The following is a 17,154-nucleotide window of genomic DNA, read 5'->3' as shown; positions in this document are numbered from 1 at the left end:
GATGAGCAATAGTATTGAAAACTGCGTGAAAATAGACCCGATCACCGTTGAAATCATACAAAACTCCATGCGTGCTATCACCGAAGAAATGTTCGCTACAATGCGTAAAACGGCGATGAGTTCGATCATTTACGAAGTATTAGACTTTGGTGTGGCAATGTTTGATGCTCATGGTCAGCTAGCAAGTTCCGGGTCGGGCATCCCAGGATTTATCGGTATGCTAGAGCCAGGCGTAAAGTCTGTATTGGCTAAATTCGATACGCCTGAAGGGATTCGAGAAGGGGATATTTTCATGACTAATATCCCACATCATGGCGGAGTGAGCCACTTAAATGACGTTGTGCTTATATTACCTGTTTTCCATGAAAATAGGTTGATAGGTTGGTTAGCAAATAAAGCGCATTGGGTAGACGTGGGCGGGTCTTTTCCCGGTAGTATCAGTGCTGATGCTATTGATATTTATCAGGAAGGGTTGCAGTTACCTTGTATTAAAGTCATAGAGCAATACACACCTAACCAGGCCGTTATCGATATTTTTATGTCAAACAGTAGACAGCCAGAGGTGTCCAGAGGTGATTTTTGGGCAGGTGTTGCATCCATGAGGGCGGGGGAAAAGCGATTCAAGTCTCTAGTTGAAAAGTACAAAGTTGAAGCCGTTGCCTACGCTATTGAAGACTATATTGAATTAGGTGAGCGGGTGGCTCGAGCTGCGCTTAAAGCACTCCCTAAAGGTACTTTTGAAGCGTCAGAAGTGACGGATGATGGATTATCTATTAAGGTCAAAGTGACCATTACAGACGAAGAGTTTTTAGTTGATCTTCGTGGCAACCCACCCACTCAACCAAATGCATTAAATGCCACATACGACTCCACAATGGTCGACGCACAGATGCTATTTAAGGCAATAGCTAGCCCACAGACATTTGCCAATGCAGGCTCTTTTAGACCAATCCGTTTACTAGTCGATGATGACTCTATGTTTGCAGCCAAATACCCTGCTGCCACCAGTGTGTATTATGAAAATAGTATGATGAGCTTTGACCTTATTTGGAAAGCATTAGCACTTGCTATGCCAGATGCGTTGACGGCAGGCCACTATGGCTCCATTTGTGGTACATTTTTAGGAGGGCCGCATCCTAAAACAGGGCACTCACATAGCATCGTCGAACCACAAATAGGGGGTTGGGGAGCCAGTTCGAAATATGATGGTATAAACGCACTGTATACGGGCTTTCATGGTGAAACCTTCAACGTACCAGTAGAAATATCAGAGCAGCGTAATGGGTTACACATTGACCGTCTAGCCTTAAATGATGAAGAAGGCGGTGAGGGAGAAACGAACGGTGGTAAAGGAATTAAGTTAGACTACAGGATATTAACTGATAATTGGTGGTTGACCATGGCATATGTTCGCTCAGAGAATGGCCCATGGGGGCTAGAGGGCGGCAATAGAGGGTCGACCAATTACGTAAATGTAGTAAGGAATTCAGGGGCAACACAACGCTACAGTGTGTGTACTGCACTTCCTTTAAATAAAGGCGATGTAGTCCAGGTAGTCACTGCCAATGGTGGCGGATTTGGAAATCCAGCTAACCGTCCAAAAGAAAAGATTCTAGATGACATTAAGAACGGTTACGTTACCTATAAAAGAGCGAAAAAAGTCTATGGTATCAACTAAATGAGTAAAATAGATGGTGCAAAAGAAAAGTCTGATGACTTTGCTTTATCTTCGGTCCCCGAGTCAGAAACGAAGTCAGGATGGAGCCTTGCTTTTATCATTATCGGTGGCATCGTGGGTTTTTCGGTATTTCTTGTTTCTTCTCAGGTCGGTGGTTCACTTGGCTATCGAGACGCAACCATTGCATTTTTGTTGGGTGGGGGAATTCTGGGCTGCTTAGGGGCAGTTACGAGTTATGTTGCCGCAAAAAGCCGTCTTTCCACATATATGCTAACGGAATTTGCTTTTGGCCGACAAGGGGCCAAGGTGGCAAATATCGTGATTGCTATATCCCTTATCGGTTGGTACGCAGTGATAAGTAATTTTCTTGGACAGGCAATGCAACATGTTTTGCAAGATATGGTAGGGCTGCTTATCCCCGTGTATCTATTGACCATTATTGCTAGTGTTATGATGATTACGGTGACATTAAAAGGCTTCTCTGGCATAGATAAATTGGCCTTAGCACTAGTTCCCTTCATGGTAGCATTTTTAATTTACGCCGCCTTGAAAAGTGACCCCTTTAGCTCCGCTAATCAGCTAGCCATTGGTGAGAACGCATTTACATTCAAAACGGCCGTTTCAGCTGTTGTAGGCAGTTATATTGCTGGTGTGGTAATCCAGCCTGATTACAGTCGTTTTGCAATAAACAAAAAGCAGGCAGTATGGTCAGTATTCATCTCTTTGGGGGTAGGATACCCACTTATCATGGTGCTATCAGCGATACCCAGTATGGTGGCCGGAAATCCTGATTTGCTTGTAGTTATGTCTTCTATTGGTCTTATTATACCCGCTTGTTTTTTGTTATTATTTGGTTCTTGGTCGAGTAACGTGCTTTGTCTCTACTCTTCAGCACTTTCAATTTCCACGTTGATTCCGAAAACTTCTCTTAAGACAATCACTTTTATTATTGGGGTAATTGGTACGTCGTTAGCGTTGGTTCAAGCGCAGAGTTACCTTATAGACTTTTTGGTCATTTTGGGGCTCACGATTCCGCCTATCGGCGCTATTTATTGTACCGAAATTGTAATTGCACGCCGTCAAGGCTGTGTTGTTGAAGGTTTAGAGTCTGAGCCAGCGGTAAGGATCATTGCGTTTGTTTCATGGTTTGTGGGAACGTTTGTTGGCTATTTGAGCCAAAGCGATGTCGTTACTATCACCTTAATCCCATCTTTAGATGCATTATTAGTTTCATCGATATTATTTGGTTGTGTTAGAGCCATGCAATCTCGGACAATATTGTATGAAAAGTGAAGTCACTAAAATACGTTTTGATACTACCATGGGAGCCTGGACGGCTAATTTGTATCGAGCATTAGCGCCGAAAACGGTCTCGTATTTTATAAACCTCATTAATAGCGGAGGGTTGGACAACACAAGTATTTACAGAATTGTGACGCTTGATAATCAGCCAGCCAGTTTGGAGGAGAAAATAGAAGTCATTCAGGGTGGACAAGCTATACCGACGGACAGCGAATCGTGCGACTTCTTAAGTCATGAATCCACCAATATGACCAAAATACTGCATAGTAAGTACACTCTCTCTATGCCGAGGTTTGACCTTAATGAGGTTTATAGAAGTTTTTTCATCACGATGGGAGATTACCCTTGTCTTGACTACTTGGGTAACAGACATAAAGACAAACAGGGGTTTGCGGCTTTTGGCGAAATAACCAGTGGATTTGAGTCCTTAGATCGTATCTTCAGCTATGCAGAACGCTCTGATATATTGCGTAACCCAATTAAGCTAATATCAGTAAAAGTGACCCAATAGTGTGCTTTTTCAAAAGTTAAAAAGTAGTTTAGGTGGGCTATTTTATCTGTTTAATTTCTTGAAAGGAAAACCGCAATACATCGAATATACTATTGCAGTGGCTTAACTAATTGATTTTTAGCTTACTTAATTTTGGGGCACAAAAAAACCGACTCAAAGGTCGGTTTATTGTTTCTTCCTAAAAGGAAGAGATGGTACCAGAGGCCGGACTTGAACCGGCACGCTATTTCTAGCAACGGATTTTGAATCCGTCATGTCTACCAATTTCATCACTCTGGCATTCCATGGTTAATCAAATGGATTAACACTTTATGTCACTCGCTGTGCTAACGAGTGGCTGGCATTATATCTTCGCATTTTCAGCATGCAAGTATTTTATGCAAAGAACCCTATCAAATGCCCATAAAATAAGCATTAAGAGATGGGCTAGCCAAACGAGGTCGGTTTTGGTTAGATCTGTGGCGCTAACTGCTTTCCTATAACGGGCACATGGCAAAGAAGGTTTTGAAGTGTAATTGTTACTAAATGGTGAAGCAGAGCGTGGGATTAGGTGGTGATCTCATGTGTGCTTGTAAGGTACTATCCGAAGATAATATCGCGCGTTTTGGGAAACTGTTTGGTGTCAAAAAATAAACCCCGTAATAAGCAAAAATCCTTATCTGGTGATATCCCCCAACGGGCAGGTTTTTTTCGTCGTCTACTGGCCATGATTTACGATACCTTGGTGGCGATAGCGGTGGGAATGTGTGCAGCCATGGTGATGATCGTAACGCTAGTCGTGCTTCTGTCCAATGGTGTTCTTGATATACAGGGTTACGAGACACCCGCAGCACTTATTCAACAGTCCCTCGTGTACAAAGTGATGATTCAAATTTGGGTGGGGCTCTGGGTGGCGGGGTTTTTTCTCTGGTTTTGGAAAAAAGGGGGCCAAACCCTAGGCATGCGCGCATGGCGCTTGCGCATCTACAGTACAGTGGATGCACCTATGACATGGGGGCGTTTAACCTTACGCCTGATAGCCTCGCTAGGTGGGGTAGGTACATTATTGGTATTGCTTGATTTTAAAAATAAACAGTCGCTGCAAGATAGGGTGGCAAAAACAGAAATGCTAAAGCTGAGTAAAGAAGCTAACGATCACAAAAGCTGGTGAGCAACAAGTGCTCACCGTTTATCTACGTAGCATGAGGGTAGCCACGCCCGCAAACAGCAAGCTAGGAAGTATAGCGCCCACTACGGGGGGCAGAGAATAGACTAGGCTGAGAGGGCCAAACACTTCGTTGGTAATGAAAAAGCCAAATCCAGTTAACACGCCCATAATGACCCGAGCGCCCATGGTAACACTGCGCAGTGGCCCGAAAATAAACGACAGTGCCATTAATAGCATGACGGCGATGGAAATGGGTTGCAGTAGCTTCCGCCAGAAAGCCAGTTCATAGCGGGAACTGTCCTGACCATTACCTTTACGATACTGCACATAGTCATATAAACCCTGTATTGACAGCGCTTCGGGTTTTATTGCCACAATGCCTAATTTATCGGGGGTTAAGGTGGAATCCCATTGTTGACGGGGGAATTTCTTTACGGTGATTTCTTTGTCCTTAAACTGGGTAACAGACAATTCTTCCAGCCACCAAGTAGACCCATCATAGTGCCCTTCATCGGCATAGGTAAGGGTGTGTAACGTTAAGTCGTCATTAAAATCGTAGATACTGATCCCACGTAGCGACTCCTTGGTTACGACTTGCCCAATACTCACAAAGTGCTTACCGTCTTTGGCCCATGTCAATTCTTCTGAGGCAAATAAACTGCCCCCAGAAATGGCCTGTGTACGTATTTCTTTGGCTTTCGATTCGCTGTAGGGGGTTACCCATTCACCCACCGCCATCACAATAATGATCATCACTACCGCTGATTTCATGGCCGAATTAATAATGTTCCATCGGCTAAGTCCCGCGGCTTGCATCACCACTAATTCACTGTTGCTGGCCAATAAACCCATACCTACCAATCCGCCCAGCAGTGTGGCCATGGGGAAAAATTGCTCTAAGTCTCGGGGAAGGCTTAAAAGTACATACAGCCCAGCGGCCATCATGTCGTAATCCCCTTCGCCTAACTTACGCAGTTGCTCGACGAACTTGATAAGCGCAGACAAGCCAATAAGAACAGATAACGTAACGGTTATGGTGCCTAATAGGGTACGGGCAATATAGAAATCGAGAATACGAAACATCTACTTTCTCCCCAATAGCCAAGCGCGCAATTCGGTGCCGGTGCGCCTGTCACGGACAATAAGCGCAATGCCAATAATCAGCATAATGCCGTGCACCCACCATAAGCCTAACTGGATAGGGATCTTACCGTCTTCTAGCACTCGGCGACTGGCTAGTAACAACATAAAATAGCCTAAATACAGCAAGATGGCAGGAAACATTTTGCCAAAGCGCCCTTGTCGGGGATCCACCGAGCTTAAGGGCACTGCGATTAGCACTAAAAAGGGAATAGACAAAGGTATCGCCAGACGCCACTGCAATTCTACCCGAGCCTCTAAAGAGTCGTCCTCAAGCAGTTCCATGGTGGGGATCACACTGACCTTACGGCCAGGTTCATCCTGACTTTCATCGGCGATCTGTATCTGGTATTCGTCAAAGGTGATTTTACGGTATTGTTTTTCCGTTTGTGTTCCTTCGTACTGCACGCCTTCTCGCAACACAAGGTTGCGGGTGCCATCTGGATTGTTCTGTATATGGCCGGTATTTGCCTGCACAACGCGTACCTGATTTTCGCTACCCACGTGTTGATTTTGCGCCAGAAAAACGCGTTTTAGGGTGTCATCTTCGTTGTCCACATCTTGTACAAAAATAACCGCTTTCTCGTTACCTGTTTGCTGAAAGCGTCCTGGCATAATGGCTGAAAAGCCCGCTTCGCTTCTGGCTTTTTCTCTAAGTTGGTACTCACTTTCAGCGGCGGCCGGTGAAAGATATAGGGTGATGAAACCAGTAATGACCATGATAACTAGCGATAACAGCAGCATCACTCGGGTGATATACCATTCACTGACACCACAGGCACGCATGACGGTCATTTCTGAATCCACGTACAGGCGTCCATGAGCCAGCAGTATGCCAAGATAGGCACTTATTGGCAGCACCAGTGACGATAAGATAGGGGCGTATAAGCCTAAAAAACCAAGCACTAGGCCTGCGGGAATGTCACCGTCTGAGGCATCGCCAAGCACACGAACAAAACGCAAAGTAATAAAAATGGCCATCAAGATAAAGAATATGGCCATTTGTGACTTCAGCGTTTCTTTTATTAGATAACGGAATATCAACATTCCGACACCTCTGGAAAATTTGGATTTATAGTGAAAAAGTGCACGATTTTGAGTAAACTTACCGTTTTTACAAGTTTTGCCTGTGTATCAATAACTCGGTTGCATGAAAACGACGTTGATTTTACGTCTTCCGGCTCTTTCGGTCCGGATACGAACGACAGAATAAACAAATTTATATTCGCAGTTTTTATGCCTGTATGACTGCGTATTAAAACATAAAGCAGCGCAAAACGTTATGCGAAATTATCTTCATGCAACTTACAAGATAAAAACAGCGAGGTGTTATCGTGGAATTTAGTGTAAAAAGTGGCAGTCCGGAGAAGCAACGCAGCGCATGTATTGTGGTCGGTGTTTTCGAGCCGAGACGCTTAACTGCGGTGGCTGAACAGTTAGACGAAATTAGCGAAGGTTACATCAGTAATCTATTACGCAGAGGCGACCTTGAAGGGAAAGCCGGCCAGATGCTATTGCTGCATCATGTACCTAATGTGTTGAGCGAGCGAGTATTGCTGGTTGGATGCGGTAAAGAACGTGAGCTAGATGAACGCCAGTATAAGCAGATCATCGCCAAAACCATTAAAACCCTAAATGAAACTGGGTCTATGGAAGCTGTGTGTTTCTTGACTGAACTGCATGTCAAAGGGCGTGACACCTATTGGAAAGTTCGCCAAGCTGTTGAAGCCACTCAAGATTCCCTTTATACCTTTTTGCAGTTAAAAACCAAAAAAGGCGAACCTCGTCGTCCATTGCGTAAAATTGTGCTTAATGTGCCCACTCGCCGAGAATTGACCGTCGGTGAACGAGCCATTGAACACGGGTTAGCTATTTCAAAAGGTGCTAGCCTCACAAAAGACGTTGCCAACATGCCGCCCAATATTTGTAATCCCGCGTATTTATGGGAACAGGCGCAATCTTTAGCGGCCAATTACGAATCGGTAACTGCTGAAGTGGTAGATGAAGCCAAAATGGCTGAACTGGGAATGAATTCATACCTAGCGGTAGGCCGTGGTTCTGAAAACGAATCGTTAATGAGCATTATTCATCATCAAGGTGGCCCAGCAGATCAAGCGCCCATTGTCTTAGTGGGCAAAGGGCTCACCTTCGATTCCGGCGGTATTTCCATTAAGCCTGGCGCCGGTATGGATGAAATGAAATATGACATGGGTGGGGCAGCCGGTGTTCTGGGCACCATGCAGACTGTGGCAGAATTGAACTTGCCGGTAAACATTATTGGTGTTTTAGCGGGCTGTGAAAATATGCCAGACGGTAAGGCTTATCGTCCGGGGGATATTCTCACTACCATGTCGGGACAAACCGTGGAAGTGCTCAATACCGATGCCGAAGGGCGTTTGGTGTTGTGTGATGCATTAACTTATGTAGAACGTTTTGAGCCTGAATTGGTGATAGACGTGGCAACCCTAACCGGCGCGTGTATTGTGGCGTTGGGAAGTCATGCCACCGGGCTTATGAGTACACATAATCCCTTAGCTCACGAATTGCTGAATGCCTCTGAGCAAAGTTCTGATCGCGCCTGGCGTTTGCCTATTTGGGATGAATATCAAGATCAACTAGACAGTCCTTTTGCTGATTTCACCAACCTAGGTGGCCGTGAAGCTGGCAGTATTACTGCGGGTTGCTTCTTGTCTCGTTTTACTAAAAAGTATAACTGGGCGCACATGGATATTGCCGGCACGGCTTGGCGTAGTGGCAAGAATAAAGGGGCTACTGGGCGTCCTGTTCCTATGTTATCGCAGTTTTTGATGAATCGAGCTGGCGTTAAGTTAGAGGACTGAGTCGTATGCCACAGGTTACCTTTTGGCAACTGACTGATGAGGCAGACGGCGCGGAGCCTCGCGCTTGTCATTTGGTTGCTGATGCCTACGCTAACAAGAAAAAAATTGCCGTGTTGTGTGCTAACCAAGCCTCTGCTGAAGCGGTGGATGAATTGTTATGGCAATTGCCCGCAGACCGCTTTGTTCCCCATAATATGTATGGGGAAGGGCCGGGGCCCGGCACACCGGTAGAAATATGCTGGCAGGAAAATCAGCTTTCCCGTCGCAGTCTACTCGTCAATTTAAGTGGGGAAATGTTAAGCTCCCCAGGATCTTTTCAAACAATCTATGATTTCGTGCCCGTAGCAGATGATGCTAAACAGGCGGCGCGAGTTCGCTATAAACAATATCAGCAGGCTGGCTGCCAATTGCAGTTTAAGTCGGCTGACAGTTGAGAGTAAGTATGGATAAAACCTTCGAACCGCAATCCATTGAGCAGCAGTGCTATAAAAAATGGGAATCTGCTGGCTATTTTAAACCCTCAGGTCATGGCGACCCTTATTGTATTTTATTACCACCGCCAAATGTGACGGGCAGTTTGCACATGGGGCATGGTTTCCAGCAAACGATTATGGATGCGCTAACCCGCTACCATCGTATGAAAGGGAACAATACCTTATGGCAAGTGGGTACCGACCATGCCGGTATTGCTACCCAAATGGTAGTAGAACGTCGACTAAATGCTGAAGGCAAAAACCGTCATGATTTAGGACGTGAAGCCTTTATCGAGAAAATATGGGATTGGAAAGCCCAATCCGGCGGTACCATTACATCGCAGATGCGTCGCTTAGGCACGTCTACCGATTGGGACCGCGAAGTATTTACCATGGATGAAAACCTATCCAAAGCGGTAACAGAAGTTTTTGTACGCTTACATGAAGATGGCTTGATTTACCGTGGCAAACGTTTAGTTAACTGGGATCCGGTCTTGCATACCGCAGTGTCCGATCTTGAAGTACTTAACGAAGAAGAAAACGGCCACATGTGGCACATGCGTTATCCGTTAGCCGATGGTACTGGCGAATTGGTGGTAGCAACGACCCGTCCGGAAACCATGTTAGGTGACACTGCTGTTGCTGTGCATCCTGACGATGAACGTTATCAGGCATTGTTAGGTAAGCAAATACGCCTACCTATTACCGGTCGTCTTATTCCTATTATCGCCGATGATTATGTTGATCCGGAATTTGGTACAGGTTGTGTAAAAATAACCCCGGCTCACGATTTTAACGATTATGAAATGGGCAAGCGTCATAACCTGCCCATGATCAATGTGCTTACCGCCGATGCTAAAATTAACGATGAAGCCCCTGAGGCCTATCGTGGGTTAGATCGCTTTGATGCACGTAAGCAAATAGTGGCCGATCTGGATGACCAAGGTCTGCTGGTTAAGGTGGCCGATCATAAGCTGAAAGTTCCCCGTGGCGACCGTACTGGCGCGGTGATAGAACCGTACCTAACAGACCAATGGTATGTGGCGGTAGAGTCCTTAGCGAAACCTGCAGTAGAAGCAGTGGAAAGTGGCGAAATTCGTTTCGTGCCTGAAAACTGGAATAAAACCTACTATCAGTGGATGAATAACATTCAGGACTGGTGTATTTCCCGTCAACTGTGGTGGGGTCATCGCATCCCAGCTTGGTATGATAACGAAGGTAACGTGTATGTTGCCCGTGACGAGCATGAGGTGCGTGAGCGCTATAAATTGGATGCCTCGGTTGAATTGTTCCAAGACGAAGATGTTCTGGATACCTGGTTCTCTTCGGCACTGTGGCCATTTGCCACCATGGGCTGGCCAGAAGAAACCCCCGATTTAGAAACCTTTGTTCCTTCTGCAGTATTGGTTACCGGCTTCGACATTATCTTTTTCTGGGTGGCCAGAATGATCATGATGACGAAGAAGTTTACCGGTAAAATTCCGTTTAAAGACATTTATATCACCGGGCTTATTCGTGACGAAAACGGCGATAAAATGTCTAAATCCAAAGGGAATGTGCTTGATCCCATAGATCTTATCGACGGTATCGATTTAGAATCCTTGGTGGCTAAACGCACTTCCGGAATGATGCAGCCTCAGTTAGCGAAGAAAATCGAGAAAAATACCCGCAAGCAATTTCCTGATGGCATTAATGCCTATGGAACCGATGCATTGCGTTTTACCTTTGCTGCTATGGCATCGACTAGCCGTGACATTAATTTTGATATGGGGCGTGTAGAAGGTTACCGCAACTTCTGTAACAAAATATGGAATGCGTCTCGGTTTGTATTAATGAATACAGAAACCGAAGATACCGGTCGTGATGGCGGTGAAAAAGAGTTAAGCCTTGCGGATCAATGGATTTGGGCACAGTTCCAAAAAACCTTGAAGGAATTCGAATCTGCCTTGGCTGACTATCGTTTTGATATTGCTGCCCAAGCTGTGTACGAGTTTACTTGGAATCAGTTCTGCGATTGGTATCTGGAATTAACTAAGCCCGTGTTAAATAGCGATGCCAGTAGCGAGGCGCAAAAACGTGGCACCCGTCATACGCTAATTAATGTCCTTGAGCATCTGTTGCGATTGTTGCATCCGTTTATGCCGTTTATCACCGATACTATTTGGCAGCGTGTGGCACCATTAAGTGACGTTGGTGTGGCGGAAAACGACACCAGCATTATGGTACAGCCCTTCCCCGAAGTGCTAGCTGAACGAGACAACGACAAGGTGTTGTCGGATATAGAATGGCTGAAGCGATTCATTATTGGTATTCGTAATATACGTGGTGAAATGGATATCTCTCCGAATAAACCCCTTAATGCATTGCTGCGCAATGTCAGCGAACATGATCACCAGCGCTTAGAATTAGCCGCTCCCTTTATCGATAAGCTGGCGAAACTGGAATCAGTGACCATTTTAACCGATAAGGATCAAGCGCCGGCAAGTGCAACGGCCTTGGTAGGGGAGATGGAAATTCTCATTCCCATGGCCGGTCTTATTGATAAAGATGCCGAGTTAGCGCGTATAGCTAAAGCGATGGGTAAGTTAGAGCAGGATGTGAGTCGAACTAAAGGCAAGTTGTCTAACGATAAATTTGTCAGTAACGCACCAGAGGCTGTAATAGCCAAAGAGCGAGGTAAGTTAGATGAAGCAGAAAAAGCACTGGCTAAACTCAAAGAACAGCATGCCACCATTAGCGCGTTGTAATTAATCGCAGCGAAATGATGATAACTAAAAAAGGAGCGATAACTCGCTCCTTTTTTTATGCGGCTAATTTAAGTAGCTTATTCTTGCCCTTCTAAATGTAAGAACTTGCGTAGCATGGCGGCCAATGCCACACGTTTTAGGGGTTTTGTTAAATAGTCAGTCATACCATGCTCTATGGCTTGTTGCTTATCTTCTTTCATGGCGTTAGCTGACAAACCGATAATGGGCAGATCGTTAAACCCTTTTTGGCGAATTTGTCTGGTTGCTTCATAACCATCCATAATGGGCATCTGCACATCCATTAAAATAAGATCATAACCTGGTGTGTTGGTAAGTTTGGTTACCGCCTGCAGACCATCTTCGGCAATATCGAAGGTCAGGCCTAAAGAAGAAAGCATTTCCCCGGTTACCACTTGGTTTATATTGTTGTCTTCCACAAGGAGAATATGCCCATCAAGCATGGCTGAGGTGGCGCTAGACTCAATGGTAGCGTCGTCAAATTTAACCCCCGCAATTTCGTGTACAAAGCGTTTGTATTGAGCTGGCGTAAAGGGGTGAAGCAGTATGGGTCCCGACCACTGTTTCAAAATTTTCTCTTGCAGTTGTCCGGTTTGGGTTTCCATGATGATGCCCACGTGGACACCCTGACGTTCAACTTGTAACAGCTGTTCTAGTAACTTTCTAAACTCGGCGTAGGTGTTAATTTCAACTAAAACCGACGGCGGTACGCCAATATCTTTTTGTAAGGATGATAAGGGTTGTCTTACCGTATTGAGGCCCAGTATCGACATATAGTCTTGAGGTAAAAGCGGCTTATCGGAGAAATACGCACTGCCTAACGGTAACGCTGGGATATTACTTAAAATCCTTTCTTGGGTGGCATCGGTCCCCAGAGGTAAGGTGATCACAAACATAGACCCGTGTCCTGGCACTGAGGTTACTTTCAGTTTTCCTGCCATAAGTTCGGTTAATTGCTTCACGATGGTGAGTCCTAATCCCGTGCCGCCGAACTTGCGATTAGTCGAACCATCAGCTTGTGTAAAGGGCTGAAAAATTCGATTTATTTGCGCCGGAGTCATCCCGATCCCAGAATCTTTTACCTCAATACGCAGCACCACCTTGTTGCCCGTCTGATTTGCCATGCTTTTAATACGAATATCAATGGCGCCTTTTTGGGTAAATTTAACCGCGTTGGTACAAATGTTCATCAGAATTTGCGATAAACGAAGGGGGTCGCCCACAAGAGTAGGGGGCAAGCTTGGATCCACTTCTAAATGTACGGCCAGGTTTTTCTCTTGGGCCCGTAAACTCACCACCGCCAATAAATTATCCAATATGGAATGCATGGAAAAATTGACTTTTTCAAGCCCCAGTTTACCCGCCTCAATTTTGGAGAAGTCTAAAATGTCATTGATGACGCTGACCAAGATCTGGCTAGAATAGGAGGCTTTGTCTAGGTAGCCTTTTAAAATGGAAGACATGGGTTGTTGATGGGCCAACTCTAACAAACCAATAATGCCGTTGAGTGGCGTTCGGATCTCGTGACTCATATTGGCAAGAAATATACTTTTTGACGCGGTGGCTTGTTCTGCTTTTTGCTTCGAGTCTGCCAATTCTCGGTTTAAGGCTTCTTGCTGAATATTGAGTTTTTGCGCATTGTTAAGTAGCCGTCTTGTTTGATCATTTTTCTCTTGGAAAACCGAAGCTGCGGTGGCCAATTTGCCAATTTCATCTTTGCGCCGTAATTCTGGTAATACGTTTACTTCTTTGCCTTCCGCTAGCTGATTAAAAACAGAGGTAATAGTACGGATAGGCCCGAGAATACGTCTGACGGTAAAGATGGCAAAACTAATGGCAAGTACAATGGCGATGACGGAATATATTTCGCCATTCATGCGTGCCTCTAAGGCGGCTTTTTGTGCACTACGATTAATGGCATTGGTTTGTGCATTCACCCGGTCGGCAAGTTCTCGACTTAAAAATAGAAATTCATTTGCCGACCCCGCCATCACCACGTTGACTAAGAATAAATTGTTTTGGGTAATTTGCGTTAGTTGGAAAAAGGTATCTTGTAGGTTTTCGACTTTTGTTTTAATCACTGAGGATGTGGCACTGGGATTCTCGTCGAGTATGTCATAAGCGGGTAACAGTGAGCGATTAAACTGACTGACAATATCTAATTCTGGTGACAACAAATACCGCAGTGCGGCATTTTCTGCTTCAGTAATTTGGAAGCGCAGGGCATCTACGGCATCAGACGAAATGGTGCTTTGTTGTTGGGCTTCAAGTAATAGCGCATCAAGCTCTTCTGCCGTAATTAGCGAGCCAGAATGAATCAGTTGATCCCGTGCGTGCCTCGCTTCTACCACTTCATGGAAGTTTTCTTTATAAGCAACTAAGTGATTGCGCATGCGTACTAACACATCATCATCAGAGTAGTCATACGTGGTAGAGATAGATGAGTTTTCTAACGCTTCAAGTTTGTCTTTAATGGTAATCATGAGGCGTTCAAAACGAGTTACTGCTGACTGACTGGCTGTTTCTTTAAAGATCAGTACATTGCGCTGCAAGTCGAGAATATCGCGTTCTAGTTCACCTACCAGACCCACATCGATAACGGCTTGGCGGGTATTATTCATACCGTTGGTTAATACTTGTTCGTTGGTTCGACCAAGAAAGCTCTGAACCAAGATCAAAATCACCATTATCATTAAGACAAAAATCAATTGAATGCGAATAGAGTGAAACATATGAAAAAAAGCCACTATGAGGTGATAAATTCATACCATTTTTGCAGACTGTATTCGTAAGTCGGCATGACGGTATTCCAAACAGCTACATTGCTGAATCGATCTTCATAACTGCCCCCAGAACGTTGCGACCCTTTGACAACAGAGACTTTGCCATCGGGACCTTTTAGCGCTTCAGAGGCGGGCATACCTTCATACCAGTACTGCCATTCGGCATCACTTAAGTATGGTTTGGAGCGCAAAGGGTTAGAGATGTAATAACCTTGTCTAGCAATAAATGCACCAGGCCAACCTGACAGCCACCAGTTCATATAGTCATATGCCGCATCTTTTACTCGCCCATCGGTAGCTGCAGACAGGCACATGACACCATGCCATCCTCGATAGCCTTCTTTGGGAGCCGCAAAACGAACCGGAATGTTATTGCCGTTAAGCTGTGAAACGGCAGGAGAAAACATGCTTTCAATGGTCACTCGATTGGAGCTCATAAATCGCACTGACTCGGGTACCGAAGTCCAAAAACCACTGAAGTGTTGCAGTTGCTTTAATTCGATCAAGAGGGAAAATAACTCATCCATCTCGGCACGGCTGATATTGCCGATATTTTTAAATGTTAAGAAGCCTTTTGCTTGTGCCGCTAGGGCTAAATCAAACAAGCCAATGGTCGGATCGTTTACAATTCCAACTTTTCCGCTAAACCTTGAATCAAGTAACCAGCCCCAGCTTTCTGGTTCATTTTTAAGTTCCGGCGGCAGGTTACTACTGTTGTAACCGAAGGAATCCACATTGTGAACATAGGGTAAGAAGCTAATTTGCCCTGTGTGTTGTTCTCCTAATGTGCCATCTTCTTGCACATTAATAATTCTGTGAGGCGCATCACCGGCACCAATTTTTGCACTGGACGTAATTTTGCCGGTTTTCGTTAAACTATTGACTTCATCCCAATAGATTAAGCGTTTCTTTTCGATAGGCTGAATGGATTTGGCTCGCCATAGCACGTTAATGCTGTTAGACCATTGTTCATAAAGATCAAAACTGCTGGGGTTAATGGCGGCTTTTTGAAGAATGGCAGCACTACCACCGGGTTGATAATGTAGCCTGATCCCAAGATCTTGCATTGCCTGGCGCTTCAAAGCTTCTTGCAATGTGACATGGGTACCCATCACTCGGACAAGGGGTTTTTCTTTGCCGATGGCAAAGGGAACAGAGCCCGCGGTAAGCCAAGTGGCTAGCGAGCCTTTAAGTAGTTTTCTGCGAGAAACAGAAGTGTCCGTTTTACTCATTTCTCTTATCATGGGCTAAAGCGTTACTTCATTGTGGCACCGATTAGCCATTGTTGCCAAAGATAAAAGTATGATTTTTTACAATAAATGGTTTAACGGCGAGAACCCAGTAGTCGCCACAAACCCATAATGCCCATTATCGACAACATTGTGCCGGAAAATGTGCCGCCATGTTCCCTTACAACCACTACCGAATCGTCGTCATAATCGGCACTTTCTAGTGGAATATAAGAGAGATCTGCATCATTGGTTTGGTCAGCCACGGCCACAAGATCACCGGTTTGGGCGTCATACAATTCGATCATCACATCGTAATCAAAGGGGCGAAAGCCAGAAATTAAATCCGTTTCAATAACAAATTCGTCGGTGCTGCTTTCACCATAAATGTAGAAATCAGATGACGTATGTATGGGATAGAAAGCCTCAGCATCGCCAATATATATCACCACATACACAGATGCCTGAGCATAGACGGTATCGGCATCGAAACTCACTGTGAGAGAGCGATAATAACCATCGTAGTCAATATCCCTTTGCCATTGTGTCCAAGCGTCATAGATCCAAAAATCTGGCGTGGTGACTGAATTGGCCCCAAGTCGTGCTTTGGATGATGGTGTGGTTTTTGCCGCGATGGCAGGTGTGGAGGCTACAGGGGCAGGTTCTTGTTCGCTTTGATAGGGTTCGCCAAATTGATACTCTTTGGTGTCAGTGAGCTTTATTCCATCGTCAGCGACAGCGGTGAAAGGTACGGCTAACATGCCTACCAATATTGCAGGTACGAGTGTTTTTGCTGGTTTGCAAGGGGTATTGAGCATCATTCATCCTTTGTGCTGCTACGTATCTTATGATGACTAGTGTGCACAAAGGAAGATGAACAAAAACTGAAACAACCCTTAACCGGTTAGTCGTCGTAGGTTGTTTCGCCGTCTTGAGGCATAAAAAACGTACCCCATCCATCGTAATGAACGCTGAATTTATCTGCTATTTTTAATAAGGTATCTGTGTCTTTGTCTATTAGTGTGCGGTCAAGTTTACGTTCTGTTACGGCATCAAAACAAAACACCGTGCCGCCATCATCTAACATAAGCTCTTCTGCATCAGAGACTTCAAACCCCGCTTTAAAGGCTTCTACCGCTGCTTTTTCTAGTACATCGAAGTCTGTTGACGCAAGATGGTGTTCAATGGTGTAGTCGGCGTCAGCCTGACTACCATCTTCAAGTAGCGCATCAATGGTTTCCTGATTAAACGCGTACCATTCTTCTCGTTCGTCAAATTGATTCATT

The 17,154-nt window shown here is 45.1% G+C and carries 13 protein-coding genes and 1 tRNA gene; 7 read left to right on the top strand and 7 right to left on the bottom strand.

Going from position 1 to position 17,154, the window contains the following annotated elements:
* Window position 1: 1 nt before the first annotated feature.
* The 3 genes from KO501_RS14955 to KO501_RS14945 are packed head-to-tail and all read left to right on the top strand — an operon-like array spanning window position 2 to window position 3,491.
* The gene (locus KO501_RS14955; protein WP_216030466.1) at window positions 2-1,678 is read left to right on the top strand and encodes a hydantoinase B/oxoprolinase family protein; all 1,677 of its coding nucleotides are present in this window, start codon (window positions 2-4) and stop codon (window positions 1,676-1,678) included.
* A complete protein-coding gene (locus tag KO501_RS14950; RefSeq protein WP_216030465.1) occupies window positions 1,679-2,971 on the top strand; it encodes a cytosine permease in 1,293 nt (430 codons plus the stop codon).
* Window positions 2,961-3,491 carry a peptidylprolyl isomerase gene (locus tag KO501_RS14945; protein ID WP_216030464.1) on the top strand — a complete coding sequence of 177 codons (531 nt, stop codon included), beginning with the start codon at window positions 2,961-2,963 and terminating at the stop codon, window positions 3,489-3,491. Before KO501_RS14950 ends, KO501_RS14945 begins: the two co-directional genes overlap by 11 nt.
* A 192-nt stretch (window positions 3,492-3,683) precedes the next feature.
* Here the strand turns inward: KO501_RS14945 and KO501_RS14940 are convergent.
* Window positions 3,684-3,770: transfer RNA gene (locus KO501_RS14940), tRNA-Leu, on the bottom strand.
* Between the two features lie 340 nt (window positions 3,771-4,110).
* On the opposite strand from KO501_RS14940, the gene KO501_RS14935 reads away from it, so the two are divergent.
* A complete protein-coding gene (locus KO501_RS14935) occupies window positions 4,111-4,641 on the top strand; it encodes an RDD family protein (RefSeq protein ID WP_354667837.1) in 531 nt (176 codons plus the stop codon).
* Window positions 4,642-4,659: 18 nt separating this feature from the next.
* On the opposite strand, the gene lptG is transcribed toward KO501_RS14935, so the two are convergent.
* Together lptG and lptF are read right to left on the bottom strand one after the other, a co-directional pair.
* The gene (lptG, locus tag KO501_RS14930) at window positions 4,660-5,721 is read right to left on the bottom strand and encodes an LPS export ABC transporter permease LptG (RefSeq protein ID WP_216030463.1); all 1,062 of its coding nucleotides are present in this window, start codon (window positions 5,719-5,721) and stop codon (window positions 4,660-4,662) included.
* Complete coding sequence (lptF, locus tag KO501_RS14925; RefSeq protein ID WP_216030462.1) at window positions 5,722-6,825, bottom strand: LPS export ABC transporter permease LptF; 1,104 nt, start codon at window positions 6,823-6,825, stop codon at window positions 5,722-5,724. It abuts the gene before it with no gap.
* Window positions 6,826-7,112: 287 nt separating this feature from the next.
* On the opposite strand from lptF, the gene pepA reads away from it, so the two are divergent.
* Genes pepA through KO501_RS14910 form a run of 3 tightly spaced genes read left to right on the top strand, consistent with a single transcriptional unit; the run spans window position 7,113 to window position 11,838 of the window.
* Complete coding sequence (gene pepA / locus KO501_RS14920) at window positions 7,113-8,618, top strand: leucyl aminopeptidase (protein WP_216030461.1); 1,506 nt, start codon at window positions 7,113-7,115, stop codon at window positions 8,616-8,618.
* Window positions 8,619-8,623: 5 nt separating this feature from the next.
* Window positions 8,624-9,052 (top strand): DNA polymerase III subunit chi, encoded by a 429-nt coding sequence (locus KO501_RS14915; RefSeq protein WP_216030460.1) that lies wholly within the window; start codon window positions 8,624-8,626, stop codon window positions 9,050-9,052.
* 8 nt (window positions 9,053-9,060) lie between these two features.
* A complete protein-coding gene (locus KO501_RS14910) occupies window positions 9,061-11,838 on the top strand; it encodes a valine--tRNA ligase (RefSeq protein WP_216030459.1) in 2,778 nt (925 codons plus the stop codon).
* Window positions 11,839-11,915: 77 nt separating this feature from the next.
* Here KO501_RS14910 and KO501_RS14905 read toward each other — a convergent pair whose 3' ends face one another.
* From KO501_RS14905 to rraB, 4 genes are all read right to left on the bottom strand, one after another.
* Window positions 11,916-14,549: an ATP-binding protein gene (locus KO501_RS14905; protein ID WP_252728432.1), complete on the bottom strand. Its 2,634-nt coding sequence runs from the start codon at window positions 14,547-14,549 to the stop codon at window positions 11,916-11,918.
* A 53-nt stretch (window positions 14,550-14,602) separates the two neighbouring features.
* Window positions 14,603-15,871 carry an extracellular solute-binding protein gene (locus KO501_RS14900; protein WP_216030457.1) on the bottom strand — a complete coding sequence of 423 codons (1,269 nt, stop codon included), beginning with the start codon at window positions 15,869-15,871 and terminating at the stop codon, window positions 14,603-14,605.
* Between the two features lie 92 nt (window positions 15,872-15,963).
* Window positions 15,964-16,686 carry a choice-of-anchor H family protein gene (locus tag KO501_RS14895; RefSeq protein ID WP_216030456.1) on the bottom strand — a complete coding sequence of 241 codons (723 nt, stop codon included), beginning with the start codon at window positions 16,684-16,686 and terminating at the stop codon, window positions 15,964-15,966.
* 86 nt (window positions 16,687-16,772) lie between these two features.
* Entirely contained in the window at window positions 16,773-17,153 is a 381-nt protein-coding gene (gene rraB, locus KO501_RS14890; RefSeq protein WP_216030455.1) for a ribonuclease E inhibitor RraB, read from the bottom strand.
* Window position 17,154: the final 1 nt, after the last annotated feature.

Source organism: Alteromonas sp. C1M14, assembly GCF_018860965.1.
In the GTDB taxonomy this organism is placed as follows: domain Bacteria; phylum Pseudomonadota; class Gammaproteobacteria; order Enterobacterales; family Alteromonadaceae; genus Alteromonas.
Note: the sequence above shows the minus strand (reverse complement) of the source record. Positions and strands in the feature narration are given on the sequence as shown.

Excerpts from the sequence above, each read along its gene's own strand:
- lptF (WP_216030462.1), bottom strand. The coding sequence starts at position 6,825 with ATGTTGATATTCCGTTATCTAATAAAAGAAACGCTGAAGTCACAAATG.
- KO501_RS14950 (WP_216030465.1), top strand. The coding sequence starts at position 1,679 with ATGAGTAAAATAGATGGTGCAAAAGAAAAGTCTGATGACTTTGCTTTA.
- KO501_RS14900 (WP_216030457.1), bottom strand. The coding sequence starts at position 15,871 with ATGAGTAAAACGGACACTTCTGTTTCTCGCAGAAAACTACTTAAAGGC.
- rraB (WP_216030455.1), bottom strand. The coding sequence starts at position 17,153 with ATGAATCAATTTGACGAACGAGAAGAATGGTACGCGTTTAATCAGGAA.
- KO501_RS14905 (WP_252728432.1), bottom strand. The coding sequence starts at position 14,549 with ATGATAATGGTGATTTTGATCTTGGTTCAGAGCTTTCTTGGTCGAACC.
- lptG (WP_216030463.1), bottom strand. The coding sequence starts at position 5,721 with ATGTTTCGTATTCTCGATTTCTATATTGCCCGTACCCTATTAGGCACC.
- KO501_RS14955 (WP_216030466.1), top strand. The coding sequence starts at position 2 with ATGAGCAATAGTATTGAAAACTGCGTGAAAATAGACCCGATCACCGTT.
- KO501_RS14915 (WP_216030460.1), top strand. The coding sequence starts at position 8,624 with ATGCCACAGGTTACCTTTTGGCAACTGACTGATGAGGCAGACGGCGCG.
- KO501_RS14895 (WP_216030456.1), bottom strand. The coding sequence starts at position 16,686 with ATGCTCAATACCCCTTGCAAACCAGCAAAAACACTCGTACCTGCAATA.
- KO501_RS14945 (WP_216030464.1), top strand. The coding sequence starts at position 2,961 with ATGAAAAGTGAAGTCACTAAAATACGTTTTGATACTACCATGGGAGCC.
- KO501_RS14910 (WP_216030459.1), top strand. The coding sequence starts at position 9,061 with ATGGATAAAACCTTCGAACCGCAATCCATTGAGCAGCAGTGCTATAAA.